Source organism: Rhizobium sp. CB3171, from assembly GCF_029714265.1.
Lineage (GTDB): Bacteria > Pseudomonadota > Alphaproteobacteria > Rhizobiales > Rhizobiaceae > Rhizobium.
The window spans coordinates 1,841,726-1,866,516 of sequence record NZ_CP121652.1 but is presented as its reverse complement, the minus strand read 5'-3'; the positions used below and the strand labels follow the sequence as shown (position 1 = coordinate 1,866,516).

Annotated in this window: 19 protein-coding genes; 16 read left to right on the top strand and 3 right to left on the bottom strand. The window is 60.0% G+C overall.

The genetic code is table 11. From position 1 onward, the window contains the following. Positions 1–9 precede the first annotated feature (9 nt). The 6 genes from mraY (at position 10) to murB (ending at position 7,393) form a co-directional block, all read left to right on the top strand. Entirely contained in the window at positions 10–1,131 is a 1,122-nt protein-coding gene (mraY, locus tag QA648_RS09145; RefSeq protein WP_104823566.1) for a phospho-N-acetylmuramoyl-pentapeptide-transferase, read from the top strand. A 7-nt stretch (positions 1,132–1,138) separates the two neighbouring features. Then, positions 1,139–2,551, top strand: coding sequence for a UDP-N-acetylmuramoyl-L-alanine--D-glutamate ligase (murD, locus tag QA648_RS09140; RefSeq protein WP_283051011.1), 1,413 nt, complete (start codon positions 1,139–1,141; stop codon positions 2,549–2,551). Position 2,552: 1 nt separating this feature from the next. Beyond that, complete coding sequence (gene ftsW, locus QA648_RS09135; protein ID WP_104823564.1) at positions 2,553–3,707, top strand: putative lipid II flippase FtsW; 1,155 nt, start codon at positions 2,553–2,555, stop codon at positions 3,705–3,707. A gap of 178 nt (positions 3,708–3,885) precedes the next feature. Beyond that, positions 3,886–5,010, top strand: coding sequence for an undecaprenyldiphospho-muramoylpentapeptide beta-N-acetylglucosaminyltransferase (gene murG / locus QA648_RS09130; RefSeq protein ID WP_283051009.1), 1,125 nt, complete (start codon positions 3,886–3,888; stop codon positions 5,008–5,010). Then, positions 5,007–6,422 carry a UDP-N-acetylmuramate--L-alanine ligase gene (murC, locus tag QA648_RS09125; RefSeq protein WP_283051007.1) on the top strand — a complete coding sequence of 472 codons (1,416 nt, stop codon included), beginning with the start codon at positions 5,007–5,009 and terminating at the stop codon, positions 6,420–6,422. Before murG ends, murC begins: the two co-directional genes overlap by 4 nt. Further along, positions 6,419–7,393 carry a UDP-N-acetylmuramate dehydrogenase gene (gene murB, locus QA648_RS09120; protein ID WP_283051005.1) on the top strand — a complete coding sequence of 325 codons (975 nt, stop codon included), beginning with the start codon at positions 6,419–6,421 and terminating at the stop codon, positions 7,391–7,393. Before murC ends, murB begins: the two co-directional genes overlap by 4 nt. An 89-nt stretch (positions 7,394–7,482) precedes the next feature. Here the strand turns inward: murB and QA648_RS09115 are convergent, their stop codons facing one another. Further along, positions 7,483–8,808 (bottom strand): MFS transporter, encoded by a 1,326-nt coding sequence (locus QA648_RS09115; RefSeq protein WP_283051003.1) that lies wholly within the window; start codon positions 8,806–8,808, stop codon positions 7,483–7,485. A 247-nt stretch (positions 8,809–9,055) separates the two neighbouring features. On the opposite strand from QA648_RS09115, the gene aqpZ reads away from it, so the two are divergent. The 8 genes from aqpZ (at position 9,056) to recN (ending at position 19,212) form a co-directional block, all read left to right on the top strand. After that, positions 9,056–9,742 (top strand): aquaporin Z, encoded by a 687-nt coding sequence (gene aqpZ, locus QA648_RS09110; protein ID WP_283051002.1) that lies wholly within the window; start codon positions 9,056–9,058, stop codon positions 9,740–9,742. Between the two features lie 298 nt (positions 9,743–10,040). After that, a complete protein-coding gene (locus tag QA648_RS09105; protein WP_283051000.1) occupies positions 10,041–10,967 on the top strand; it encodes a D-alanine--D-alanine ligase in 927 nt (308 codons plus the stop codon). An 11-nt stretch (positions 10,968–10,978) separates the two neighbouring features. Then, positions 10,979–11,887 carry a cell division protein FtsQ/DivIB gene (locus QA648_RS09100; protein WP_199773576.1) on the top strand — a complete coding sequence of 303 codons (909 nt, stop codon included), beginning with the start codon at positions 10,979–10,981 and terminating at the stop codon, positions 11,885–11,887. Further along, on the top strand, positions 11,884–13,215 hold the full coding sequence (gene ftsA, locus QA648_RS09095; RefSeq protein ID WP_104823556.1) for a cell division protein FtsA: 1,332 nt from the start codon (positions 11,884–11,886) through the stop codon (positions 13,213–13,215). The genes QA648_RS09100 and ftsA overlap by 4 nt, the downstream gene beginning before the upstream one ends. 110 nt (positions 13,216–13,325) lie before the next feature. Next, positions 13,326–15,080: a cell division protein FtsZ gene (gene ftsZ, locus QA648_RS09090; RefSeq protein ID WP_104823555.1), complete on the top strand. Its 1,755-nt coding sequence runs from the start codon at positions 13,326–13,328 to the stop codon at positions 15,078–15,080. A 329-nt stretch (positions 15,081–15,409) separates the two neighbouring features. Further along, positions 15,410–16,366, top strand: a complete 957-nt coding sequence (gene lpxC / locus QA648_RS09085; RefSeq protein ID WP_283050997.1) for a UDP-3-O-acyl-N-acetylglucosamine deacetylase — start codon at positions 15,410–15,412, stop codon at positions 16,364–16,366. Between the two features lie 290 nt (positions 16,367–16,656). Next, on the top strand, positions 16,657–17,526 hold the full coding sequence (locus QA648_RS09080; RefSeq protein ID WP_199773476.1) for an outer membrane protein assembly factor BamD: 870 nt from the start codon (positions 16,657–16,659) through the stop codon (positions 17,524–17,526). A 12-nt stretch (positions 17,527–17,538) separates the two neighbouring features. Next, entirely contained in the window at positions 17,539–19,212 is a 1,674-nt protein-coding gene (recN, locus tag QA648_RS09075; protein WP_283050995.1) for a DNA repair protein RecN, read from the top strand. Positions 19,213–19,323: 111 nt separating this feature from the next. Here the strand turns inward: recN and QA648_RS09070 are convergent, their stop codons facing one another. Beyond that, on the bottom strand, positions 19,324–20,091 hold the full coding sequence (locus QA648_RS09070) for a CDP-diacylglycerol diphosphatase (protein ID WP_283050993.1): 768 nt from the start codon (positions 20,089–20,091) through the stop codon (positions 19,324–19,326). A 362-nt stretch (positions 20,092–20,453) separates the two neighbouring features. Between QA648_RS09070 and ligA the strand changes: the two genes are divergently transcribed. Beyond that, complete coding sequence (gene ligA / locus QA648_RS09065; RefSeq protein ID WP_283050991.1) at positions 20,454–22,607, top strand: NAD-dependent DNA ligase LigA; 2,154 nt, start codon at positions 20,454–20,456, stop codon at positions 22,605–22,607. A 39-nt stretch (positions 22,608–22,646) separates the two neighbouring features. Here the strand turns inward: ligA and QA648_RS09060 are convergent, their stop codons facing one another. Next, entirely contained in the window at positions 22,647–23,183 is a 537-nt protein-coding gene (locus tag QA648_RS09060; protein ID WP_283050989.1) for a GNAT family N-acetyltransferase, read from the bottom strand. A gap of 388 nt (positions 23,184–23,571) precedes the next feature. Here QA648_RS09060 and QA648_RS09055 point away from each other — a divergent pair, with 388 nt between their 5' ends. After that, positions 23,572–24,783 carry a glycosyltransferase family 4 protein gene (locus tag QA648_RS09055; protein WP_104826348.1) on the top strand — a complete coding sequence of 404 codons (1,212 nt, stop codon included), beginning with the start codon at positions 23,572–23,574 and terminating at the stop codon, positions 24,781–24,783. Positions 24,784–24,791 lie beyond the last annotated feature (8 nt).

The following is a 24,791-nucleotide window of genomic DNA, read 5'->3' as shown; positions in this document are numbered from 1 at the left end:
AGGGCTCTTATGCTGATCTGGCTTGCCGAACTGTCGGACCACGTTCATTTTTTCAGTACTCATTTCAGATTTCTCAATCTGTTCAGATACATCACGTTCCGCACCGGCGGCGCTTTGTTCACTTCGGCGTTGATCGTCTTCCTCTTCGGGCCGCGAATCATCTCTTCCCTGCGTGTACGCCAGGGCAAGGGCCAGCCGATTCGCGCCGACGGTCCACAGACCCATTTCAAGAAGGCCGGTACGCCGACCATGGGCGGACTGATGATTTTGGCGGGCATCGTCGTGTCGTCAATGCTTTGGGCCGATCTTGCCAACGTCTATGTGGTCGCGACGCTGCTGGTGACATTGGGCTTCGGTGCCATCGGCTTCTATGACGATTATCTCAAGGTCACGAAGCAGAGCGACAAGGGCTTTTCCGGTCGCGCCCGTCTCGGCATCGAATTCGTCATCGCCGCCATTGCCGTCTATTTTATGATGAGTACGGCACTGTCCTCCGGTACCGCCGGTTCGACCTTCGGTTCGTCGATCGCGTTCCCGTTCTTCAAGAATTTCATGCTCAATCTCGGCATGTTCTTCGTGCTGTTCGGTGCTTTCGTCATCGTTTCCGCCGGTAACGCTGTCAACCTGACCGACGGTCTCGACGGGCTTGCCATCGTGCCGGTCATGATTGCCGCCGCCTCTTTCGGCGTTATCGCCTATCTCGCCGGCAACTATGTCTTCGCCGACTATCTGGCGATCAACTTCGTGCCCGGTACCGGCGAATTGGCCGTGGTGTTAGGCGCAGTTATCGGCGCCGGCCTCGGCTTTCTCTGGTTCAATGCGCCGCCGGCGGCCATTTTCATGGGCGACACCGGTTCTCTTGCGCTGGGCGGCATGATCGGTTCGGTGGCAGTTGCTACCAAGCATGAGATCGTCATGGCGATCATCGGCGGCCTCTTCGTGCTGGAGGCGCTTTCGGTCATTATCCAGGTCGGTTTCTTCAAGATGACCGGCCGGCGCGTCTTCCTGATGGCGCCGATCCACCATCACTTCGAGAAGAAGGGCTGGACGGAAAGCCAAGTGGTCGTGCGCTTCTGGATCGTTGCGGTCATCCTGGCGATGATCGGCCTCTCGACCTTGAAGCTTCGGTGAGGCGGCGATGATCCCTGTCACCACGCTCAAGGGGAAAAAGGTCGCATTGTTCGGCCTCGGCGGCTCGGGTTTTGCCACCGCGCGGGCGCTTGTCGCCGGTGGTGCCGAGGTGACTGCCTGGGACGACAACCCCGACAGCGTGGCGAAGGCGGCTGCCGAGGGTATCCCGGCCGCCGATCTCAGAACGATCGACTGGAGCGGGCTTTCGGCCTTCGTGCTATCGCCCGGCGTGCCGCTGACGCATCCGAGGCCGCACTGGACCGTCGATCTCGCTCACGCAGCCGGTGTCGAGATCATCGGCGACGTCGAGCTCTTCGTCCGCGAGCGGCGGGCGCATGCGCCGGAGTGCCCCTTCATCGCTATCACCGGCACCAACGGCAAGTCGACGACGACGGCATTGATTGCCCATATCCTGCAATCGAGCGGCCGCGATACGCAGCTCGGCGGCAATATCGGTACGGCCATCCTGACGTTGGAGCCGCCGAAGGCGGAGCGCTACTACGTCGTCGAATGCTCTTCCTATCAGATCGATCTCGCCCCGACCCTCAATCCTTCCGCCGGCATTCTGCTCAATCTGACGCCCGATCATCTCGACCGGCACGGCACGATGCAGCATTATGCCGATATCAAGGAACGGCTGGTGGCCGGCAGCGGCGTTGCCGTCATCGGTGTCGACGACAGCTATTCTTCGTTGATTGCCGATCGCGTTGAACGGGCGGGCGGCAAGGTTACCCGCATCTCGCGCCGGCATGCGTTGGCTGACGGGCTTTATGCCGAAGGCAGCCGCATCATCCAGGCATCGACTGGGGCGACCTCGGACATTGCCGATCTTGATGGCATCCAGACGCTGCGCGGCGGTCACAATGCGCAGAATGCCGCGGCGGCGATTGCCGCATGTCTGGCAGTCGGCGTTTCCGCTGGCGATATCCGTGCAGGGCTCAAATCCTTTCCCGGCCTCAAGCATCGCATGCAGCCGGTCGGCCGGCGTGGCCGCGTCGTGTTCGTCAATGATTCCAAGGCGACCAATGCGGACGCCGCCGCACCGGCGCTCTCGAGCTACGATCATATCTACTGGATCGCCGGCGGTTTGCCGAAAGAGGGCGGTATCACGACGCTCGCGCCGCTCTTCCCGCGCATCGCCAAGGCCTACCTGATCGGTGAAGCGGCACCAGCCTTCGCCGCAACGCTCGGCGAGCAGGTGCCCTACGAAATATCCGGCACTTTGGAGCGCGCTGTCGCCCATGCCGCAGCCGATGCCGACAGGGACGAACACGAGACGGCGGCGGTGATGTTGTCACCGGCTTGCGCAAGCTTCGATCAGTACAAGAATTTCGAGGTCAGGGGTGATGCCTTCGTCAGCCACGTGGCTGCGGTCGAAGGTGTCACCATGCTGGTCAGGTCAGCAACAGGAGGCGATTGATATGGTAAGCCGCGTTGAGCGTGGGGCCTTGGCCGAATGGTTCTGGACCATCGACCGTATTTTCCTGGCATTGTTCATCCTGCTGATCGGCATCGGCTTCATGCTCTCGTTCGCGGCGTCGCCCGCCGTCGCCGAGCGCATCGGGCTCGAACCCTTCCATTTCGTCAAGCGTCACGCCTTGTTTCTGGTTCCGGCGATCGCGACGATGATTGGCATCTCCTTCATGACGCCCCGGCAGGTGCGCCGTACGGCGGTCATTCTGCTGATCGTCTCGCTGGCGATGATGCTGTTCGCCTTGTTCTTCGGTATCGAGGTCAAGGGATCGCGGCGCTGGGTCAATATCGCGGCGCTCTCCATCCAGCCATCAGAATTCATGAAGCCGGCCTTCGTCGTCGTCTGTGCCTGGCTGTTTGCGGAGCATGCGCGCCAGCCGGAAATTCCGGGCAATCTCTTCGCCATCATCCTCTTCGGCATCGTTGCTGCACTCCTAGTTGCCCAGCCCGACCTTGGGCAGACGATTCTCACTACCGCCGTCTGGGGCGGCATGTTTTTCATGGCCGGCATGCCCTGGCTGTGGATCGGAGTGCTCGGCGGCCTCGGCGTCGGTGGCTTCGTGGCGGCCTATTATGTCTTTCCCCATGTGGCGCTTCGCGTCGACAAGTTCATGACCGGCGAGGGCGATACGTTCCAGGTCGATACCGCCAAGGAAGCAATCATTCACGGCAATTGGTTCGGCGTCGGGCCGGGTGAAGGCATCGTCAAGCGCATCATTCCGGACGCCCATACCGACTTCATCTTCTCGGTGGCTGCCGAGGAATTCGGTGTCGTCTTCTGCATGGTGCTCGTCTGCATCTTCGCCTTTCTGGTGCTGCGCGGCCTGTCGCATGCTTATAAGGAAAAGAATGATTTCAACCGCTTTGCCGTTGCAGGCCTGGTGCTGCAGATCGGTATCCAGTCTATCATCAATGTCGGCGTGAACCTGCAATTGCTGCCCGCCAAGGGCATGACCCTGCCGCTGATCTCCTATGGCGGCTCGTCGATGACCGCCATCTGTGTGACGGCGGGCTTCATCCTGGCCCTGACGCGCCATCGGCCGGAAAAGAGGGCGCAGGATCGCAGCCTCTTTCGTGTGACGCATGGATTGCCGGCGGAGTGATCGCATTGGCCCCATCTGCGCTTTATCCCCATCTCCTGGACAACGCCTATTCTTCGGTCGCTTTCGCGAAGATGGGAGTCTATGAAGGAGGTTTGAAGCGCTTCAGTGACGCGGGCATGGCGGCTTCCTATATTAGGGAGATGCCCTCGCGCAGGGGGTATTCGCGGGAGCGAAGATCATGAGTAAAGGTATTATCCTGCTTGCCGCCGGCGGAACCGGCGGCCACGTCTTTCCGGCCGAAGCATTGGCCCACAAGCTGAAGGAGCGCGGTTATTCCGTGCACCTCGTCACCGACAGTCGCGCGGAACGCTATGCCGGCAAGTTTCCGGCTGATGAGATTCATGTGGTGCCGTCGGCAACGATCGGTTCGAAGAATCCCATCAAGGTCGCAAAGTCGCTTTGGACGCTGTGGACCGGCATGCGCGCCGCACGCAAGCTGATCCGCAATATCAGGCCGCTCTGCGTTGTCGGCTTCGGCGGTTATCCGACCATACCGCCGTTGCTTGCTGCGACCCGCATGGGCGTGCCGGCGATGATTCATGAGCAAAACGCTGTGATGGGACGCGCGAACAAGGCGCTCGCCGCCCGTGTCCAGGCGATTGCTGGCGGCTTCCTGCCGGAAAAGGGCGGCGCGTTTCCGGAGAAGACGGTGACGACAGGCAATCCCGTGCGGCCGGCCGTGATCGAAGCGGCGAAGCAGCCCTATGTGCCGTCCGGCCCGGATGATCCTTTCAATCTGGTCGTCTTCGGCGGCAGCCAGGGTGCGCAATACTTCTCCAAGGCAATGCCGACGGCGATCAGCCTGTTGGAGGAGCCGCTGCGCAAGCGCCTGCGCATCACGCAGCAGGTGCGTCCCGAGGATATGGAGACGGTCAATAGCTGCACCAGGCGGCTGGAGATGGGCGCCGAAGTCGCGCCGTTCTTCACCGATATGGCCGAGCGCATCGGCGCCGCCCATCTCGTCATCTGCCGGTCCGGCGCTTCCACTGTATCGGAACTCGCCGTCATCGGTCGTCCGGCGATCCTTGTGCCCTATCCCTATGCTCTGGACCACGACCAGGCAGCCAATGCGGCTGCGCTTGCGGCCACGGGTGGCGTGAAGGTCATTGCGCAAGCCGAGCTGACGCCGGAGAAGCTCTCGACGATCCTGCGCGGCGCGATGACGATGCCGGAGAAACTTGCGAAGATGGCGGCTGCGGCCAAACAGGCCGGCAAACCGGATGCGGCGAGCTTGCTCGCCGATATGGTTGAGGCTATTGCCGCAAAACGTTCAATTCAGGAATTCAAGGGGGCGGGCTTATGAAGCTGCCGAAGGCTATCGGCCTTGTGCATTTTATCGGTATCGGCGGTATCGGGATGAGCGGGATTGCGGAAGTGCTGCATAATCTCGGCCATCGCGTGCAGGGGTCAGACCAGTCGGAAAGCGCCAACGTGCAGCGGCTGCGCGACAAGGGCATCACGGTCCATATCGGTCACAAGGCGGAGAATCTCGGCGACGCGGAAGTCGTGGTCGTCTCCACCGCCATCAAGAAGAGCAATCCGGAACTCATCGCCGCGCGCGAAAAGCTGCTGCCGGTGGTGCGCCGTGCCGAGATGCTGGCCGAGCTGATGCGCTTCCGCAACTCCATCGCCATCGGCGGCACGCACGGCAAGACGACGACGACCTCGCTGGTCGCGACCCTGCTCGAAGCCGGCGGGCTTGACCCGACGGTCATCAATGGTGGCATCATCAATGCCTATGGCACGAATGCCCGCATGGGCGAGGGCGAGTGGATGGTGGTGGAGGCCGACGAATCGGACGGAACCTTCCTGAAGCTGCCCGCCGATGTCGCCGTCGTCACCAATATCGATCCGGAGCATCTGGATCACTACGGCAATTTCGACGCCGTGCGTGCCGCGTTCCGGCAGTTCGTCGAGAATGTGCCGTTCTACGGCTTCGGCGTCATGTGTCTCGACCATCCGGAAGTGCAGTCGCTGGTCGGCCGCATCGAGGACCGCAAGGTCATCACCTACGGCGAAAATCCTCAGGCCGATGTGCGCTTCATGAATGTGCGCATCGACGGGACGCGCTCGCTGTTCGACATCGAAATTCGCCGGCGCCGCACGGGGAAGGTCATCGAGATCAAGGATCTCGTCATGCCGATGCCCGGCCGTCACAACATTTCCAATGCCACCGCGGCGATCGCAGTCGCCAACCGGCTCGGCATCTCCAATGTGGCGATCGCCAAGGGGCTGGCCTCCTTCGGCGGCGTCAAGCGTCGCTTCACGCTGACGGGCGAATGGAACGGCGTGAAGATTTTCGACGATTACGGCCATCATCCGGTCGAGATCAAGGCCGTGCTGAAGGCGGCACGCGAAGCTTGCAAAGGCCGCATCATCGCTGTTCACCAGCCGCATCGCTATACGCGCCTGTCGAGCCTGTTCGAAGAGTTTGCCGCCTGTTTCAACGATGCTGACAGCATTTTCCTGGCACCCGTCTATGCCGCCGGCGAAGACCTAATCGAAGGTGCGGATTCGCAGGCACTGGTGTCGCGCATCAAGGCAGGCGGCCATCGCGATGCGCGTTATCTGCCGTCCCAGGAGGATCTTGCCCGCATGGTCGCGGAGATTGCGCGACCGGGTGATTTTGTGGTTCTCTTGGGGGCTGGTAGCATCACTTATTGGGCAGCTTCATTGCCAAAGGAATTGGAAGGCCTCTCGGGTAAGTCCGCATGAAACAGGTGAATGGGGAAAAGCTTCTGGCGTCGCTCGGCGACAGCGTAAAGGATATTCGCGGCCGGTTGACGCCGGACGCGCCGATGGATCGCGTCACATGGTTTCGCGCCGGCGGGCTGGCGGAGCTAATGTTCCAGCCGCATGATACGGACGATCTGATCGCTTTCCTGAAGGTGCTGCCGGCCGAAGTGCCGTTGACGGTGGTCGGCGTCGGTTCGAACATCCTGGTGCGCGACGGCGGTATACCGGGCGTTGTTCTGCGCCTTTCGGCGAAGGGCTTTGGTTCGGTCGAGCTCGCCGGTGAGAACCGCATCCTGGCCGGCGCTATTTGCCCGGATAAGCACGTTGCCGCCATGGCCATGGACAACGGTATCGGCGGTTTTCATTTCTATTACGGCATCCCAGGCGGCATCGGTGGCGCAGCGCGTATGAATGCCGGCGCCAACGGCTCCGAGACGCGCGATCGGGTCGTCGAGGTGCATGCGGTTGACCGCAAGGGCAAGAAGCATGTGCTGATCAATGCAGAGATGGGCTACACCTATCGCCATTCGACGGCATCGGACGATCTGATCTTTACCCATGTTCTTTTCGAGGGGTATCCCGAGGATCGGGCGAAGATCCGAGCCGAGATGGATGCCGTGCGGGCGCATCGCGAGACGGTGCAGCCGATTCGGGAAAAGACGGGTGGCTCGACATTCAAGAACCCGGAGGGACATTCTGCTTGGAAGCTGATTGACGAAGCCGGCTGCCGCGGCCTCGTCATCGGCGGCGCGCAGATGTCATCGCTGCACTGCAATTTCATGATCAACATGGGGCAGGCGACCGGCTACGATCTCGAATATCTCGGTGAGCAGGTCCGTCGCGAGGTCTTCGAAAATTCCGGTATCAAGCTGGAATGGGAAATCAAGCGTCTCGGCTGCTTCATGCCCGGCCGGGAGGTCCGGCCGTTCCAGGGTGTGACGACGGAATAACGGGCTCAGATCTGTCTGCAGTTCATAAACTGATTCAACAAAAAGGCCGGGTTTTTGCCCGGCCTTTTCAATTGGTTATGGCGAAGTTCTCAAACTTCGTCGTTGCCTGACAGCAGAATGCCGATCAGCGAAAGAACGGCTGCAATCGTCAGATAGTAACCGACATAGGCGAGGCTGTAATTCGACGCCAGCCAGGTGGCGATGAAGGGCGCCAGCGAGGCGCCAATAATGCCGCCAAGATTGAAGGTCATCGACGCGCCGGTGTAGCGAACGGCTGTCGGGAACGGAGCGGCAAGCGCAGCACCGATCGGGCCGTAAGTGAAGCCCATCAAGCCGAGACCGATGATCGAGCAAGCGAATGCGCCGCCGAGACCGGCGGTCAGAAGCGTCGAGTAGAACAGGCCGAAGATCAGGATGCCGATCGTCGTCAGGATCAGAACTAGCCGGCGCGAATAGCGATCGGACAACAGGCCAGAAAGCGGGATCATCAGGCCGAAGAAGACCACGCCGACGAGCTGGACGACCAAGAACTGCTGCTGCGAATAACCGAGACCTGCCGGTGTGGCCGTGAGCGGCCTGGTACCCCAGCTCAGCGTGAATGCCGTCATCAGGTAGAACAGCACGAAAGTCGCGACCGCGATGATCGTGCCGAGGATGAGACTGCGCAGATGCGAACGGAAAATAACGGCGATCGGAACGGAAACGCGCTCTTCCTTATCGATTGCGCGCTGGAATTCCGGGGTTTCAGTGATCTTCAGGCGCACATAGAGGCCGACTGCAACAAGCGCCAGGCTGATGAGGAACGGAATGCGCCAGCCATAATTCAGGAAGTCCACATCACTCATGCTTTCGCGCAGGATGAGAAAAAGGCCGGCCGAGAAGATGAAGCCGATGGGAGCACCGAGTTGCGGGAACATCGCGTACCAGCTCCGCTTGCCTTCCGGAGCGTTTTCGGTTGCGAGCAACACCGCGCCGCCCCATTCGCCGCCGAGGCCGAGGCCCTGGCCGAGGCGGCAAAGCGCCAGCAGTATCGGCGCGAGAACGCCGATCGACTCATAGGTCGGCAGCATACCGATCACAACTGTCGAGAGGCCCATGGTCATCAGCGCTGCGACAAGCGTCGCCTTGCGGCCGACCCTGTCACCAAAATGCCCGAAGATCATCGCGCCGATCGGACGGGCGAAGAAGGCGATCGAGAATGTTGCGAAAGACTGTAAAGTCGCCGCAGTCGGATCGGCAGTGGGGAAAAACAGCTTTGGGAAAACGATAACCGCCGCCGTCGCATAAACGTAAAAGTCGAAAAATTCGATCGTCGTGCCGATAAGACTCGCGATCAGAACGCGTGCCTTGGAATTCGCAACAACGCTGTTCGATGACGAGGGGGTCGGCGATAAAGGAGATATCGCGTCTGTCATGGTCCCACCAATTTAGATGATGCTAAGGTTATCTTAGCGGTAAGACGTGTCCTTAGCGCAATTTTTGTTCAGCGCAAACGTCTAAGACGCAAGAAACCGGCAACCCTGCCGCAATCGCTGATTTGAGGGCGAATGAGGTCGCATTTGCAATTTAAGCTAGCGTTTATCCAGCAAAGTCTTGACCAGAATCTCGTTCTCGTAAATGTCTTACTTTCGCTCTGGTTGAGGGCTGAGGAGAATAGATTTCATGCAGAAAAAATTAATTGCGGAGTTTCTTGGAACATTTTGGCTGGTGTTTGGTGGCTGCGGAAGCGCAATCTTTGCGGCAGCTTTTCCGAGCCTCGGTATTGGCTTTCTCGGTGTTTCTTTCGCCTTTGGGTTGACCGTGCTCACTATGGCCTTTGCGGTCGGCGGTATATCGGGGGGCCATTTCAATCCGGCGGTGTCGGTCGGTCTCACCGTTGCCGGCCGCTTGCCCGGTTCGCAGCTCATTCCCTACATCATCGCTCAGGTCGTCGGCGCGATCGCTGCCGCGGCTGTGCTTTACCTGATCGCAAGTGGTAAGGTTGATTTCCAGCTCGGCGGTTTTGCGGCCAATGGTTATGGCGAGCATTCTCCGGGCGGCTATTCACTGGTATCGGCGCTGGTTGCCGAAATCGTGCTGACTCTCTTCTTCTTGATCGTGATTCTCGGTTCGACCAGCAGCAGGGTGCCGGCTGGGTTCGCACCGATCGCTATCGGTCTCGCGCTGACGCTGATCCATCTGATCTCGATTCCGATCACCAATACTTCGGTCAATCCGGCCCGTTCCATCGGTCAGGCTCTGTTCGTCGGCGGCTGGGCGCTGCAGCAGCTTTGGCTGTTCTGGGTGGCCCCGATCGTCGGTGGCGCGCTGGGCGGACTCATCTGGAAACTGATCGACGATCGCGACTGATTCAGGGTTGCAATAAGCCTTATGAAGGCCCGCGCCGGAGACCCCGGCGCGGGCCTATTTGTTTAAAAATTTCTAAAAGTGGATATTCAAACATAGCAACTCCATGATTCTAATGGCAGAATTCTTCAACTCGATTTGATTCGGAAAAATTGACTTCGGCGAAAGCGGTCGAAAGTTAACGAAAGTAAACGCTTCATTAACCTTAATGTTGTTCTAATGGAGCATGCAAAGACGTCGCGAGAATCGCTGCTCGGCGCATCGAGCAAACGTCGATTGAAGGTGTGAATTGGGGGTATTAATGGGTGGCAAGCATGTGGCTGTCCTTTTGGGCGGATTTTCCTCGGAGAGGCCGGTTAGCCTGTCTTCGGGAAAAGCATGCGCTGACGCCCTCGAGTTGGAAGGCTTTCAAGTCACGCGTGTCGATGTGGAGCGCGATGTGTCCGCGCGCCTTGCAGATCTGAAGCCCGATGTCGTTTTCAATGCTTTGCATGGCCCGTTCGGCGAGGACGGCACCATTCAGGGTATCCTTGAATATCTGCAGATCCCTTACACGCATTCCGGCGTGCTGGCCTCGGCGCTCGCCATGGACAAGTCGCGCGCCAAGAAGGTGGCTGATGGCGCCGGCATTCCTGTGGCCGATTCGCGTGTGATGAACCGTTTCGCCATTACCGGCGAGCATCCGATGAGGCCGCCCTATGTTGTGAAGCCGGTGCGTGAAGGTTCAAGCTTCGGTGTCGTGATCGTCAAGGAAGATCAAACGCATCCACCGCAGATCATTACCTCTTCCGAGTGGCGTTACGGCGACGAAGTGTTGGTCGAGCGCTACATCTACGGCCGGGAGCTGACGTGCGGCGTCATGGGCGATACGGTGCTCGGCGTCACTGAGATCGTGCCGCAGGGCCATAGCTTCTATGACTACGATTCCAAGTATGCGGAGGGTGGATCAAAACACGTCATCCCCGCCAGAATTTCACCGAATCTTTACCAAAAGATACAAACATTATCGTTAAGGGCGCATCAAGCTATCGGCTGCCGTGGCGTCAGTCGATCTGACTTCCGTTATGACGATCGCTTTTCCGAAGAGGGCGAGCTTATCTGGCTGGAAATCAATACCCAGCCGGGCATGACGCCTACCTCGCTGGTGCCCGAAATGGCCGCTCACGCCGGCTACTCTTTTGGTGAATTTCTCCGGTGGATGGTGGAGGACGCGTCTTGTTTGCGCTGACGGTCAAAAATATGAGGCGGTCCCGCCATCGCGTCCCGCTCGCGATCGACGATGTCGAGGATGCGTTTGTGTTGCCGCGCCCGCTGCGTCGTGCCGTGCGTTTCCTCGTGAGCCTTGGTTCCGGACGCGTCAATATTCCGGCTCATACGGGCACGGTTTCCGCTCTCGCTCTGTTCGCTGCGACCGGCCTCTATGGCATGTCGATCGGTGGCCATACGCAGGATGTTGCCCAGGCGACGACGTCGGCTGCCGGCTTTGCCATCGAAGATGTGAAGGTTTCCGGCAACGATCAGACTTCGGAAATCGAAATCCTGCAGCTTCTCGGTCTCGACGGCACGACGTCGCTGGTGGCGCTCAATGTCGATGCGGCTCGTCAGAAGATTGCGAGCCTGCCTTGGGTGCAGGGCGTCGAAGTCCGTAAGGTCTATCCGAAGACGGTCGAAGTGAAGCTCACGGAGCGCAAGGCTTATGCCATCTGGCAGCACGGCTCTGAGTTGTCGCTGATCCAGAAGGACGGCAGTGTGATTGCCCCGCTGCGCGACAACAAGTTCGCCAAGCTGCCGCTTTTCGTCGGTCGCGATGCCGAAACGGCTGCGGCGTCCATCGATGACGAGTTTGCCAACTGGCCGGATGTTCGCAGCCATGTGAAGGCATTCGTGCGCGTCGCCGGTCGCCGTTGGGATCTCTATCTCGACAATGGCGTGATCATCAAATTGCCGGAAGACAATATCGATGGTGCGCTCGCTCGGCTCACCAAGCTCGACAAGGACGAGAGCCTTCTGCAGCGCGATATCGCAGCCGTCGACCTTCGACTTGACGACCGCACCGCCATTGAATTGACCCCGGATGCAGCACTTCGCCGCCAGGCGGCGTTGGATGTCAGAACCAAGGCTTTGAAGAAAGCAGGGCAGGATACATGAGCTTATTCAGTTCGTCCCATTTCGGTCTGCCGCGCCTGAAGCCGCTGTCCTCCAAGCGGTCGCATATCGTATCCGTCCTCGACATCGGCTCGACGAAGGTCGTCTGCATGATCGGTCGGCTGACACCGCGCGAGGAAAGCCAGGTTCTGCCGAACCGCACGCATAATATTGAGATCATTGGCATCGGCCATCAGCGTTCGCGCGGTATCAAGACCGGTGTCATCGCCGATCTCGATGCACTGGAAAATGTCGTCCGTCTCTCGGTCGATGCCGCCGAGCGCATGGCCGGGCTGACCGTAGACAGCCTGATCGTCAATGTTTCGGCCGGTCGTCTCGGCAGCGACATCTACACCGCCACCATCGATCTGGGCGGCCAGGAAGTCGAAGCAAACGATCTGAAGAAGGTGCTTGCCGCCGCCTGCCAGCAATCGCTTCGTCAGGAGCGCGCCGTGCTGCATTCGCTGGCAACCGGCTACTCGCTCGACGGCGAACGCGGTATCCGCGATCCGCTCGCAATGTTCGGTGATGCCTTGGGTGTCGACATGCATGTGGTCACGGCGGAGCGCGCTGCGCTTCGCAACCTCGAACTCTGCATCAACCGGGCGCATCTTTCGGTCGAAGGCATGGTGGCAACACCCTATGCCAGCGGTCTTGCCGCTCTCGTCGATGATGAAGTCGAGCTCGGTTGCGCCGCGATCGACATGGGCGGCGGCACGACGACGATCTCGGTCTTTGCCGAAGGCAAGCTGGTGCACACCGACGCCGTCAGCCTCGGCGGCCATCATGTCACCACCGACCTTGCCCGCGGTCTTTCGACCCGTATCGAGGATGCCGAGCGGCTGAAGGTGGTTCATGCTTCCGCGCTCGCAAATTCTTCGGAAGAGCGCGAACTGATTTCCATCCCGCCGATCGGCGAGGATGAACGCGACCAGCCGACGCAGGTGCCGAAGGCGCTGGTGTCGCGCATCGTCAAGGCGCGCATCGAGGAGACGCTGGAACTGATCCGCGATCGTATCCAGCGCTCCGGTTTCAGCCCGATCGTCGGCAAGCGTGTTGTACTCACGGGCGGAGCCAGCCAGTTGACCGGCTTGCCGGATGTGGCGCGCCGCATTCTTGCCCGCAATGTCCGCATCGGCCGCCCGATGGGCGTATCCGGCCTACCGACAGCGGCCAAGGGGCCTGCCTTTTCGACGGCGGTAGGACTGATGATCTATCCGCAGGTTGCGGACATGGAGACACATGCGGCGGGCAGCGGTCTGCTCTCGTCGCTTGGGGGTAACAACAGCCGTATCGGCCGCGTTGGCCAATGGCTGAAGGAGAGTTTTTGAGTGCCTGATCCCGGATCGCGGCAAGCGCTTTCCGGGCAGGGGTCAGGCAAGTGAAATATAGTGAATTGGCCGGCGTGGCGATGCGGCCATAAAGAGAAGGAACGGGTACCATGACTATCAAGCTGCATAAGCCAGATATCACCGAGCTGAAGCCGCGGATCACCGTGTTCGGTGTCGGTGGTGGTGGCGGCAATGCCGTCAACAACATGATCACGGCAGGCTTGCAGGGCGTCGATTTCGTCGTCGCCAATACGGACGCGCAGGCTTTGACGATGACGAAGGCGGAGCGGATCATCCAGCTCGGCGTCAATGTCACCGAAGGCCTCGGCGCCGGTTCGCAGCCGGAAGTCGGCCGCGCGGCTGCTGAAGAGTGCATCGACGAGATCATCGATCACCTGAACGGTACCCACATGTGCTTCGTCACCGCCGGCATGGGCGGCGGCACTGGCACGGGTGCTGCGCCGGTCGTCGCACAGGCCGCCCGCAACAAGGGCATTCTGACCGTCGGCGTCGTCACCAAGCCGTTCCATTTCGAAGGCGGCCGCCGCATGCGGCTTGCTGAAATGGGCATCCAGGAACTGCAGAAGTCGGTCGACACGCTGATCGTCATTCCGAACCAGAACCTGTTCCGTATCGCCAACGACAAGACGACCTTCGCGGACGCGTTCTCGATGGCCGACCAGGTTCTCTATTCGGGCGTTGCCTGCATCACCGACCTGATGGTGAAGGAAGGTCTCATCAACCTCGACTTCGCCGACGTCCGTTCGGTCATGCGCGAAATGGGCCGCGCCATGATGGGCACCGGCGAGGCTTCCGGCCAGGGCCGTGCGATGCAGGCTGCAGAAGCTGCCATTGCCAACCCGCTGCTCGACGAAACCTCGATGAAGGGTGCGCAGGGCCTGCTGATCTCCATCACTGGAGGCCGCGACCTTACCCTGTTCGAAGTCGACGAAGCTGCGACCCGCATCCGCGAAGAAGTCGATCCGGACGCCAACATCATCCTCGGCGCCACGTTCGATGAATCGCTGGAAGGCATCATCCGCGTTTCCGTCGTTGCGACCGGCATCGATCGCGCGATGAACGAAGCCGCCGACAAGGCCATGGAATTCCGTCCGGTCGCAAAGCCGGCTGTCCGTCCCTCCGCGGCCGTTGCTCCGGCAGCGGCCGCAGCTCAGCCTGCCCATGTCGCGCAGGCACCGAAGGCCGCCGTCGATCCGATCGCGCAGACCATCCGTATGGCGGAAGCCGAAATGGAGCGTGAACTGGAAATCCAGATGAGTCGCCAGCAGCAGCCGGTAATGCAGCAGCAGCCGGTCGCTCAGGAGGAGAGCTTCCGTCCTCAGAGCCGCATCTTCGCAGCACCGGAGGCACAGCCCGTCCGTCAGGCTCCGCTTCAGCAGCAGCCGGCCCCGGCCATGCATCAGCAGCCTGCGATGCAGCATCAGCCGGCCCCCATGCAGATGCAGCAGCCGGTGCGCCAGGAGCCGATCATCCGGCAGGCTCCGGAGCAGGTCCGCATGCCGAAAGTCGAGGATTTCCCGCCGGTCGTTAAGGCCGAGATGGAACATCGTGCTCAGCCGGTCGCCGCGCAGGCTACTGAGGAGCGCGGCCCGATGGGCTTGCTGAAGCGAATCACCAATTCGCTCGGCCGCCGCGACGAGGACCCGGCTTTCAACGACATGACGGCTTCGGCTCCGAGTGCCGCTTCGCAGCAGCGCCGTCCGCTGTCGCCGGAAGCAAGCCTCTATGCTCCGCGCCGTGGCCAGCTCGATGAGCAGGGCCGTCAGGTTCCGCAGGCGCGCATGGCAAGCCAGGAAGACGACCAGCTCGAAATCCCGGCCTTCCTGCGCCGGCAATCGAACTGATCCGGTGTAGGGCATCCTTTTAATAGGATACTAACCATGTTTATCGAATCCGGGGCTCACCAGCCCCGGATTTCCTTATTTTCGGCCTCTCTTTAATTCTAAAATTACCTAGCAAATTCAATCGTCTGGTTTCGTAACAAAGCGAAAGAAACAGTGATTTGGAATGCGGTGCCCTCGCGCGTATTTAGGTAGCAAGCGAGCCAGCGGAATCGCATCCAGCAATGATTGCATGTGAATTCGCGGAATAGGTAACAGACTGAACCAGCGATGAGGGCAGGATCCAAAGATGACCGCCCGGTCTGGGACAGATAGACGAAGGCAGAATTTATATGGCAATCGGATTGCTGGGTTTTCAGACCACCATTGCAAGCCCTGTGACACTTTCGGGTATCGGCGTTCATTCCGGCGCCAATGTGTCGATTACGCTCTATCCAGCCGAAGCCGGTACCGGCGTCATCTTCCAGCGCATGCATGACAATGGCGATGTGACAGAGCTGCGCGCCGTTTCCTCGCAGGTTGGCAACACCGATCTTTGCACAGTTCTCGGCTTCTCGCCGGCGCGTTCCGTCGCGACGGTCGAGCACGTCATGGCGGCGATCTATGCGATCGGCCTCGACAATGTCATCGTCGAAGTTTCCGGTGCGGAAATGCCGATCATGGATGGCAGCTCCTATCCCTTCATTGAAGCAGTAGAGCAAGTTGGTATCGTCTCGCTCGGCGTCAAGCGCCGCTATATTCGTGTGACCAAGCCGGTGCGAATCGAAGCCGGCGGTTCCTGGTGCGAGTTCCGGCCCTATGACGGCACGCGCTTCGAAGTCGAGATCGATTTCGAATGCCCGTTGATCGGCCGGCAGAAGTGGGAAGGCGATCTGACAGCCAAGACCTTCAAGGCCGAGCTGTCGCGTGCGCGCACCTTCGGCTTCATGCGCGATGTCGAGCGTCTCTGGGCTTCGGGCCATGCGCTCGGCTCCTCGCTGGAAAATTCCGTCGTCATCTCCGACGACAACACGGTGATCAATGTCGAAGGCTTGCGCTATGCCAAGGACGAATTCGTCCGTCACAAGGCGCTGGATGCCGTCGGCGATCTGGCGCTGGCCGGCGCCCAGTTCATCGGCTGCTACCGCTCCTATCGCGGCGGCCATCGCATGAATGCCAATGCGCTGAAGGCATTGCTCAGCGATCCCACGGCTTACGATGTCGTCGAGACTTCCGCACCGCGCCAGCGCGCGCATAGCCGCGAATTCGTTGCCGTCAATGCTCCCGAATTCGCCCCCTGGTCTGCGTGACCTCCAGGAACCCAGGTGGCAAAGTCGCCGCTCCCGAAAGGGGGCGGCTCTTTTTTTGACGCGAGATTCGTCAGGGATGCTTTCAAAGCCGGTCAGAGCGTTGCGTTCGGGCAGTCAGAAAGCGGAATCTCTTGTCAATACAGCAGTTAAAGCCTGCCATCGCGCAGTCTTTGCCACAAAAATGCGTTAATGCATCATCATTGCGTTGCCCTGATGGTGCTTTTGCGGCTAGAAACGCCAGCGAGAGAGAACGCCGTTTCCGCAACAACGGCTAGTGGGACAGTCATCCGATGGGTTTTGCAGGGTCTGAAAGCATGAAGATTACAGCACGGGCTCTGCTCGTATCGCTTCTCCTGGCCGGTACCGGTGCGGTGGTAACGGGTTGTAACACGGACAAGGACATCGACATCACCAAGCTCGGTGTCGAGAGCGATCCGCCGGAAGCTCTCTACAATCAGGGCCTAGCCAATATCAAAGCCGGCAATATGACGGAAGCCGGCAAGAAATTCGACGCCATCAACAAGCAGCAGCCCTTCTCCGAATGGGCGCGCAAGGCGCTGGTAATGAGCACCTTCGTCAAATATCGCACCGGCCAATATGATGACGCCGTCCAGACGGGCAACAGCTACCTAAAGCAGTATCCCGGCTCCGAGGATGCCGACTATGTTCAGTATCTCGTCGGTGCGTCCTATGCCAAGCAGATCGTCGACGTGACGCAGGATCAGCGCGCCGCGCAGCAGACGATCGAGGCGATGTCCAAGCTCGTCAGCACCTATCCGAACTCGCAATATGTCAGCGACGCACAGGCGAAGATCCGCTTTGCCCGTGACCAGCTCGCCGGCAAGGAAATGCAGGTCGGCCGCTACTATCTCGAGCGTAAGGACTACCTCGCAGCCATCGCGCGCTTCCGTATCGTCGTTGAGCAATATCCGACGACGAACCAGATCGAAGAGGCGCTGGCGCGCCTGGTCGAAGCCTACTACGCCATGGGCATCGTTCCGGAAGCGCAGACAGCAGCCGCCGTTCTCGGCCACAACTATCCGGACAGCCGCTGGTACGCAGATTCCTACAAGCTTCTGAAGACCAGTGGCGTCGAGCCGCGTGAAAGCGAAGGCTCCTGGATTTCAAGGGCCGGCAAGAAACTTCTTCTTGGGACGTGAGATTGAGCGCACATGCTGGTCCAGCTTTCGATCCGCGATATCGTTCTGATCGAGCGGCTGGATCTCGCCTTCGAGACCGGGCTTTCGGTGTTAACCGGCGAGACGGGCGCGGGCAAATCCATTCTGCTTGACAGTCTGTCGCTGGCCCTTGGCGGGCGCGGCGATGGCGATCTCGTGCGTCATGGCGAGGATCGCGGCCAGGTGACGGCGGTATTCGACGTCGGCATGCAGCACGCTGCCCGCAAGCTTTTGCGCGAAAATGGCATCGACGATGACGGCGACCTGATTTTCCGCCGTGTCCAGTCCGCCGACGGCCGCACCAAGGCCTTCGTCAACGACCAGGCGCTTAGCGTTCAGTTGATGCGCCAAGTGGGGCAGCTTCTCGTCGAAATTCATGGACAGCATGATGATCGCGCTCTGGTCGATACCGACGCGCACCGCATGCTGCTCGACGCCTTCGCGGGCATTGCCGAGGAAACCCAAGCTGTCGGGCGGCTCTACAAGATCTGGCGCGATACCGAGCGAACGCTGAGGAAACAGCGGGAGCAGGTGGAAAATGCGGCACGCGAAGCCGATTATCTGCGTGCTTCCGTCGAGGAGCTGGAGAAGCTGGCACCGCAGGATGGTGAAGAGGACGAGCTGGCTGAACGTCGCTCGCGGATGATGAAGGCGGAGCGCATCGCCGGCGACATCTCCGAAGCGTCCGAGTTCCTAAATGGCAATGCCTCACCCGTGCCGCATATCGCCTCGCTGGTGCGACGGCTGGAACGCAAGAGCCACGAGGCGCCAGGCTTGTTGGAAAACACGGTGGCGCTGCTCGACGCGGCGCTGGATCAGCTCTCCAATGCGCAGATGGAAGTGGAAGCAGCACTCCGCAAGACCGAGTACGATCCAAGGGAGCTGGAGCGCGTCGAAGAGCGGCTGTTTGCGCTGCGTGCTGCCTCGCGCAAATATTCCGTGCCGGTGACCGGCTTGCCGGCGCTGGCTGAGAAGATGATCGCCGAGCTTGCCGATCTTGATGCCGGCGAAGAGAGACTGGCGCGGCTGGATGCCGAGCTCGCCGTTGCCAAGACTGATTATGATGCTGCCGCGCTCAGCCTTTCGGCCAAGCGCCATCACGCCGGCGGGGCGCTTGCCGCGGCTGTCATGGCTGAGCTGCCGGCGCTCAAGCTGGAGCGGGCGCGCTTCATGGTGGAAATCACCACCGATGCCGATGAGGCGACGGCCGAGGGCATCGATATCATCGAATTCCATGTGCAGACCAATCCGGGGACGCGGCCGGGACCGATCATGAAGGTGGCCTCCGGTGGCGAGCTTTCTCGTTTTCTGCTCGCGCTGAAGGTGGCGCTTGCCGATCGCGGCTCGGCGCCGACCCTAGTCTTCGACGAAATCGACACCGGTGTCGGCGGCGCAGTGGCGGATGCCATCGGTCAGCGGCTGAAGCGCCTTTCCGAGCGTGTGCAGGTGCTCTCCGTCACCCATGCGCCTCAGGTCGCGGCGCGCGCCGCAACGCATCTGCTGATCTCCAAGGGGCCGGTCTCCGACGGTTCGGAGAAGATCTCCACCCGTGTCGCCACCATGGCTCCCAAGGACCGCACCGAGGAAATCGCCCGTATGCTCGCCGGCGCTTCGGTGACGGAGGAGGCGAGGGCGGCCGCCAAACGGTTGTTGGCTGGCAATGGCTGATCGCTGAACGCAAACCGTCGTCGGGTTTTCCGGTCTTATCTAGCAGATGCCCGGGATGCCTTTTTGGCCTGAAGCGGACGATGGGGAGCAGGGAGCACGAGGCTCAATCAGCTAGCCCGTGCCATTGCGCAAAAGCGGGACTTGGCATTTAGGATCAATCATATCCTCTGCGGATCCAAGGGATTTGTTTGCTCCGATTATTCTCGCCAGAATATAGAAGCCATGTTGCCCGTCCGGTAATGTGGCGCCAAAGACGCCAACGACCACATTTTTCATATTCGAGCGGGCTCCCTCAACACCGTCTGCGACAAGCTTCAACGGGTTCAAATTTGAGAGGTCATCGGCCGTATGGAACGTTACCCACCAACCGGCGTTGGTCCTCAATTTTGTAAACCGGCTGCTTCCTATTTCTATGGCGTGGGTCTTCAGCAGGGCACGAAAGCGCGGTGTCTCGCACCCCATGTGGATATGAAACCGATCTTGCGTGCGCCAACTGGCGGCGTTTATCGCTAGCGCAAAATCCTGTGGCGAAACCTTTGATGTGCGCAGGCCGATCGCGGCTGATCGCTCTCTCCATGCCGCGTCGAAATAGTTCGGCGCTCCCGCGGTCAGAAGGCGGGGGTCTTCGATGCCGGGCACATCGGCGAGGGGCGCAAGAATGGTTCGCTCTTTTTCGGTCGGCTCGCGAAGAACGGCGTAGGAAGATAGCGGATCCTGCGCCTGGACTATTTTAAGGCACGGATACGGCGATCCTGTCAGGACGGAGTTAACTTCGCAGGCTCTAACGACCAACCCCAAAGCAGAGCGGCTGACGAATGAGCTCATGATGATGACTGCGATAATGAGAGAAATAGAGAGAGCGACAGGACGAAGGTTCACGCGTGATTCCGAATATTTGCTAACGAGCCCATCATTTCCGAAGATCTGGCTCTCATAATTCCTTACCTTAAATCGCCTGCGACAGACGCGGAAGAACCACTTACCTCAATAATTCGGCGCAGATTTCCGTTACGGCTGTCGGACACTGATATTTTCAGAATCTTTGTCTGGCAAAGCCGGAAATAGGGAATTTGTAACACCGCGAATGACCGCTTGTCGCGGAAAGTTGTCGTGAACGCCACTTTCGCGGTTGTCGGCTTCCAGATTTTTCTCTTTGTTCTTACGTGTTCCGAACGGAAAACCGCTTCGCACTTTTCCGGGAAGTGCTCTAAAACATCTCCGAAATCGGGGAGTGCGAATCCATGAGCAGCGAACAAAAGCCCGTCGAAGATTTGACCGAAGAAGAGGCGGCCGCTGCGCTTGCCTATCTGGCTGCCGAAATAGCGCGCAATGACGCGCTTTACCACGGCCAGGATGCGCCGGAGATTTCGGATGCGGAATATGATGGGCTGAAGCGGCGCAACGATGCCATCGAAATACGTTTCCCAGCACTAATTCGCGCTGACAGCCCATCGCGGCGGGTGGGTGCTGCGCCATCGGAAACCTTTGCGCCTGTCGTGCATGCAAGACCGATGCTCTCGCTCGACAACACCTTCTCTCAGGAAGACGTGCAGGATTTCGTCGCCGGCGTCTATCGCTTCCTCGGCAGGCTGCCCGATCAGTCGATCGCCTTTACCGCCGAGCCGAAGATCGACGGGCTTTCCATGTCGATTCGTTATGAGAACGGCCGGATGGTGAACGCTGCGACGCGTGGCGACGGGACGACCGGCGAAAATGTCACCGCCAATATCCGCACCATCAAGGAAATCCCGCAAACCTTGCCGGCCGGCGCGCCCGCGATCGTCGAAGTGCGCGGCGAAGTCTATATGGCCAAGAGCGATTTCCTGGCGCTGAACGCGCAGATGGAAGCGGAGGGGAAACAGACCTATGTCAATCCGCGCAATACCGCCGCCGGCTCGCTGCGCCAGCTCGACCCGAAGATCACGGCCAGCCGCAAGCTGAAATTCTTCGCCTATGCCTGGGGAGAGATATCGGACATGCCGGCCGATACGCAATTCGGCATGGTGCAGACATTCGCGAAATGGGGTTTTCCGGTCAATCCGCTGATGAAGCGGCTGAATTCGGTCGCCGATATCCTCATGCATTATGATGAGATCGGCCTTCAGCGTCCGGACCTCGATTATGATATTGACGGCGTTGTCTATAAGGTTGACAGCCTGGAGTTGCAGGCTCGCCTCGGATTCCGCTCGCGCTCGCCACGTTGGGCGACGGCGCATAAGTTCCCGGCGGAGCAGGCCTTCACCCGACTGATGGGCATCGACATACAGGTCGGCCGCACGGGAGCATTGACGCCAGTTGCGCGACTGGAGCCCATCACCGTCGGCGGCGTCGTGGTGACCAATGCGACGCTGCACAATGCCGATTACATCAAGGGCATCGGCAACAAGGGCGAGCCGATTCGCGATGGCCGCGACATCCGCGTCGGCGACATGGTGATCGTGCAGCGCGCCGGCGATGTCATTCCGCAGATCGTCGACGTCGTGATGGAGAAGCGGGAAGCGTCGAGCGCTCCTTACGAATTTCCCAAGGTGTGTCCGGTCTGCGGCAGCCATGCGGTGCGCGACATCAATGAGAAAACCGGCAAGGTCGATGCGGTGACGCGCTGCACCGGCGGCTTCATCTGCCGGGCTCAGGCCACGGAGCATCTGAAGCATTTCGTGTCGCGCAATGCCTTCGACATCGAGGGCTTGGGTTCGAAGCAGATCGATTTCTTCTTCGAGAACGAGGATCCGGCGCTGCAGGTGCGCACTGCGCCCGATATCTTCACCTTGGAAAAGCGCCAGCAGTCTTCGCTTGCCAGGCTGGAGAATATCGAAGGCTTCGGTAAGGTCAGCGTTTCCAAGCTCTATGCAGCCATCAACGAGCGGCGGGATATCGCTCTGCACCGCTTCATCTTCGCGCTCGGCATTCGCCATGTCGGCGAAACGACGGCAAAGCTTCTGGCGCGCTCCTACGGCACCTATGAAGCCTTCGAAGTAGCGATGAAGGAGGCGGCGCCCCTTGCGGGAGACGCCTGGAACGACCTCAACAATATCGAGGGGATCGGCGAAGTTTTGGCCCGCGCCATCGTCGAATTCTACAAGGAACCGCGCAACATCGCGGTGATATCGCGGCTGCTTGAAGAGGTGCGGCCGCAAGAGGCGGAACGGCCGACCACATCGGGCAGCCCCGTCGTCGGCAAGACGGTGGTCTTTACCGGTTCTCTCGAGAAGTTCACCCGCGACGAAGCCAAGGCCAAGGCTGAAAGTCTCGGCGCCAAGGTTTCCGGCTCGGTTTCGAAAAAGACCGACATCGTCGTCGCCGGACCGGGCGCTGGTTCGAAGCTGGACAAGGCGCGAGAATTCAATGTGCAGGTCATGACCGAGGATGAGTGGCTGGGGTTGATCGGGGGGTGATCGACGGCGGCGGATCAAAGGATCGCCGCCCGTCGCCATCTATATCCTCACACGCGCCATCGTGAATGCATCCACATATTCGCCGTTACGAAACGCAAAGGCCCTGAGCCGCCCCTCGGTCTCGAAACCGAATTTCTCGTAAAGCCGAATAGCCGGTCCGTTGTCGATATAGACCGTTAATTCCAGGCGTTTGATCGCCAGCCAATTATCGGCGGCGTCGACGAGGGCGGCGAGCAGCGCCGAACCGATGCCCCGGCCGGTAAAATCGTCATGGACGCCCATGCCGAGATGGCCGGTGTGAATCTGCCGGCCGGAATGGCGGCGCATGCCGGCGTTGCCGACGACCTGCCCGTCGAGCACGGCGACGAGATTGATCGATGCGGGTGCGGGCTTTTCCAGCCATTGCCGCGTTTCTTCGACGCTCTGAAAGGGCAGGCGTAGCGTGCCGGCGCGGTAGCCGGGTAGGTTGGCCATGAGGGCTACCGCTTCGGCGTCGGATGGCCGTGCAGCGCGGATTTCCACTCCACCTGATTGTTGGCGTCGTCGCTCGTCTGGATCTTGCTGTCCGGAATTCATGTTGCTCTCCTTGAGGTTCAAGAGGGAGCAAAGCTTTCGAACCCTGCTCGCCTCGGCAGGGTTGAAAGGGATCGCAGTCAGCTTAACGCAACGCTGCTCCCACTCTCCCTGCAAGGGATGAGGTGGTGAGAGTAGTGCATCACGGTTGTGCGGTTTGCGATCATGCGCGCAGCTTCCAGCGGTTTTTTTCAGAAGTCAACTCCCCCAGCAAAAGCAACCGCGTTGTTAAATTTACTCGCGCATACCGTGCGGCCACTCGCCTTAGTACCAAAGGATGAATTGAACTAACCACGGAACAGGCCGCTGAATACCGTCGGGGGCATGATGTAAAAGGCGAATCCCTTTCGTCCGGTCCCAATCAATATGGGTGGGGTGAGTGCCGGGTTCCATGCGTCTCATACTTGTCAATGACGTCTCAATCATTCGCGGCGGTGCGACTAAAGTGGCGCTGCAATGCGTCGATGCGAGCAGGCAAGCAGGGCTGAATTGCGCCATCCTGGTCGGCGATGACGGCGAAGGACTGAAGCCGCGCTTTGCGGGCATCCGCACGGTTGCGCTTGGCGAACGCCCCCTTCGCGACGGCCCCACGTTCACCGACGTCTTCGAAAAGCATTATAACAAGCGGGCCTACGAGGCGTTGGACGGTCTGTTGAAGGAAACGGACGAGGAGACCGTCGTGCATGTGCATGGCTGGTCGCAGATTCTCTCGCCGTCGATCTTCTACGCGCTCGCCAAACACAAGGCCAAGGTCATCATCACAGCGCATGATTTCTTTCTCAGTTGTCCCAACGGAGGGTTGATCAATTTCCAGAGCGGAACGGTCTGCGATGTCCGCCCGCTGTCGGCAGCATGTCTTGCGACCAATTGCGACAAGCGAAACTATCTCCACAAGCTCTGGCGCTTTCGCCGCACGCTGACACAACGCGGCGTCGGCGAGGAGTTCTGGAGCCGCGTCGGCATCGTACTGGCGCATGAAAGCATGGAGGCCTATCTGCACTCGGGGCCGCTGCAGCATTTTCTGACCTTGCGCACGCCGACCGAGCCGTTGACGCCGACGCCCGTGGAGGCTTGGCGCAATCACCGCACCGTCTTCTTGGGACGGATGTGTTGGGAAAAGGGCGTCCGAACGCTCGCCGACGCGTTGAACAAGACCGGGCGAACGGCGACGCTGATTGGCCGCGGACCGCTGCTCGATGAGATGCAGCGGGCATTGCCGCATTGTTGGGTTCCGGGCTGGCTGGCCGACGAGGAGGTGACGGCGCTCGCGGGTGAGGCGCGCGTCTTCATCATGCCCTCCCGCATGCCCGAACCCTATGGACTGGTAGCCGCCGAGGCGCTGATGTCGGGCATTCCTGTCATTGTCAGCAGCAATGCGCTGATAGCCGCCGAGGTAGAGCGGAACGGCGCGGGGCTGGTCTTCAAAAGCGGCGATGCCGGTTCACTGGCGGAACGCTTGGCGAGCACCGATGACGACCGGCTGATGCAGAGCCTTTGCGAAGGCGCGCGCGCGCTTGGCCAGCGGATTGCGCCCAGCAAGGCGGAATGGGGACGGCGCATGGTCGATATTTATACAGGCAGGAGCGGCTTCTTCGCTCAATAAAAAAGGAT

Bases quoted from the DNA above. Each gene is read 5' to 3' on its own strand.
- murC (WP_283051007.1), top strand. From the start codon at position 5,007: ATGAAGCTGCCGAAGGCTATCGGCCTTGTGCATTTTATCGGTATCGGC.
- ligA (WP_283050991.1), top strand. From the start codon at position 20,454: ATGAGCAGCGAACAAAAGCCCGTCGAAGATTTGACCGAAGAAGAGGCG.
- murD (WP_283051011.1), top strand. From the start codon at position 1,139: ATGATCCCTGTCACCACGCTCAAGGGGAAAAAGGTCGCATTGTTCGGC.
- QA648_RS09060 (WP_283050989.1), bottom strand. From the start codon at position 23,183: ATGAATTCCGGACAGCAAGATCCAGACGAGCGACGACGCCAACAATCA.
- QA648_RS09105 (WP_283051000.1), top strand. From the start codon at position 10,041: ATGGGTGGCAAGCATGTGGCTGTCCTTTTGGGCGGATTTTCCTCGGAG.
- mraY (WP_104823566.1), top strand. From the start codon at position 10: ATGCTGATCTGGCTTGCCGAACTGTCGGACCACGTTCATTTTTTCAGT.
- murG (WP_283051009.1), top strand. From the start codon at position 3,886: ATGAGTAAAGGTATTATCCTGCTTGCCGCCGGCGGAACCGGCGGCCAC.
- QA648_RS09100 (WP_199773576.1), top strand. From the start codon at position 10,979: ATGAGGCGGTCCCGCCATCGCGTCCCGCTCGCGATCGACGATGTCGAG.
- ftsZ (WP_104823555.1), top strand. From the start codon at position 13,326: ATGACTATCAAGCTGCATAAGCCAGATATCACCGAGCTGAAGCCGCGG.
- ftsW (WP_104823564.1), top strand. From the start codon at position 2,553: ATGGTAAGCCGCGTTGAGCGTGGGGCCTTGGCCGAATGGTTCTGGACC.
- QA648_RS09055 (WP_104826348.1), top strand. From the start codon at position 23,572: ATGCGTCTCATACTTGTCAATGACGTCTCAATCATTCGCGGCGGTGCG.
- lpxC (WP_283050997.1), top strand. From the start codon at position 15,410: ATGGCAATCGGATTGCTGGGTTTTCAGACCACCATTGCAAGCCCTGTG.
- recN (WP_283050995.1), top strand. From the start codon at position 17,539: ATGCTGGTCCAGCTTTCGATCCGCGATATCGTTCTGATCGAGCGGCTG.
- aqpZ (WP_283051002.1), top strand. From the start codon at position 9,056: ATGCAGAAAAAATTAATTGCGGAGTTTCTTGGAACATTTTGGCTGGTG.
- QA648_RS09115 (WP_283051003.1), bottom strand. From the start codon at position 8,808: ATGACAGACGCGATATCTCCTTTATCGCCGACCCCCTCGTCATCGAAC.
- QA648_RS09080 (WP_199773476.1), top strand. From the start codon at position 16,657: ATGGGTTTTGCAGGGTCTGAAAGCATGAAGATTACAGCACGGGCTCTG.
- ftsA (WP_104823556.1), top strand. From the start codon at position 11,884: ATGAGCTTATTCAGTTCGTCCCATTTCGGTCTGCCGCGCCTGAAGCCG.
- murB (WP_283051005.1), top strand. From the start codon at position 6,419: ATGAAACAGGTGAATGGGGAAAAGCTTCTGGCGTCGCTCGGCGACAGC.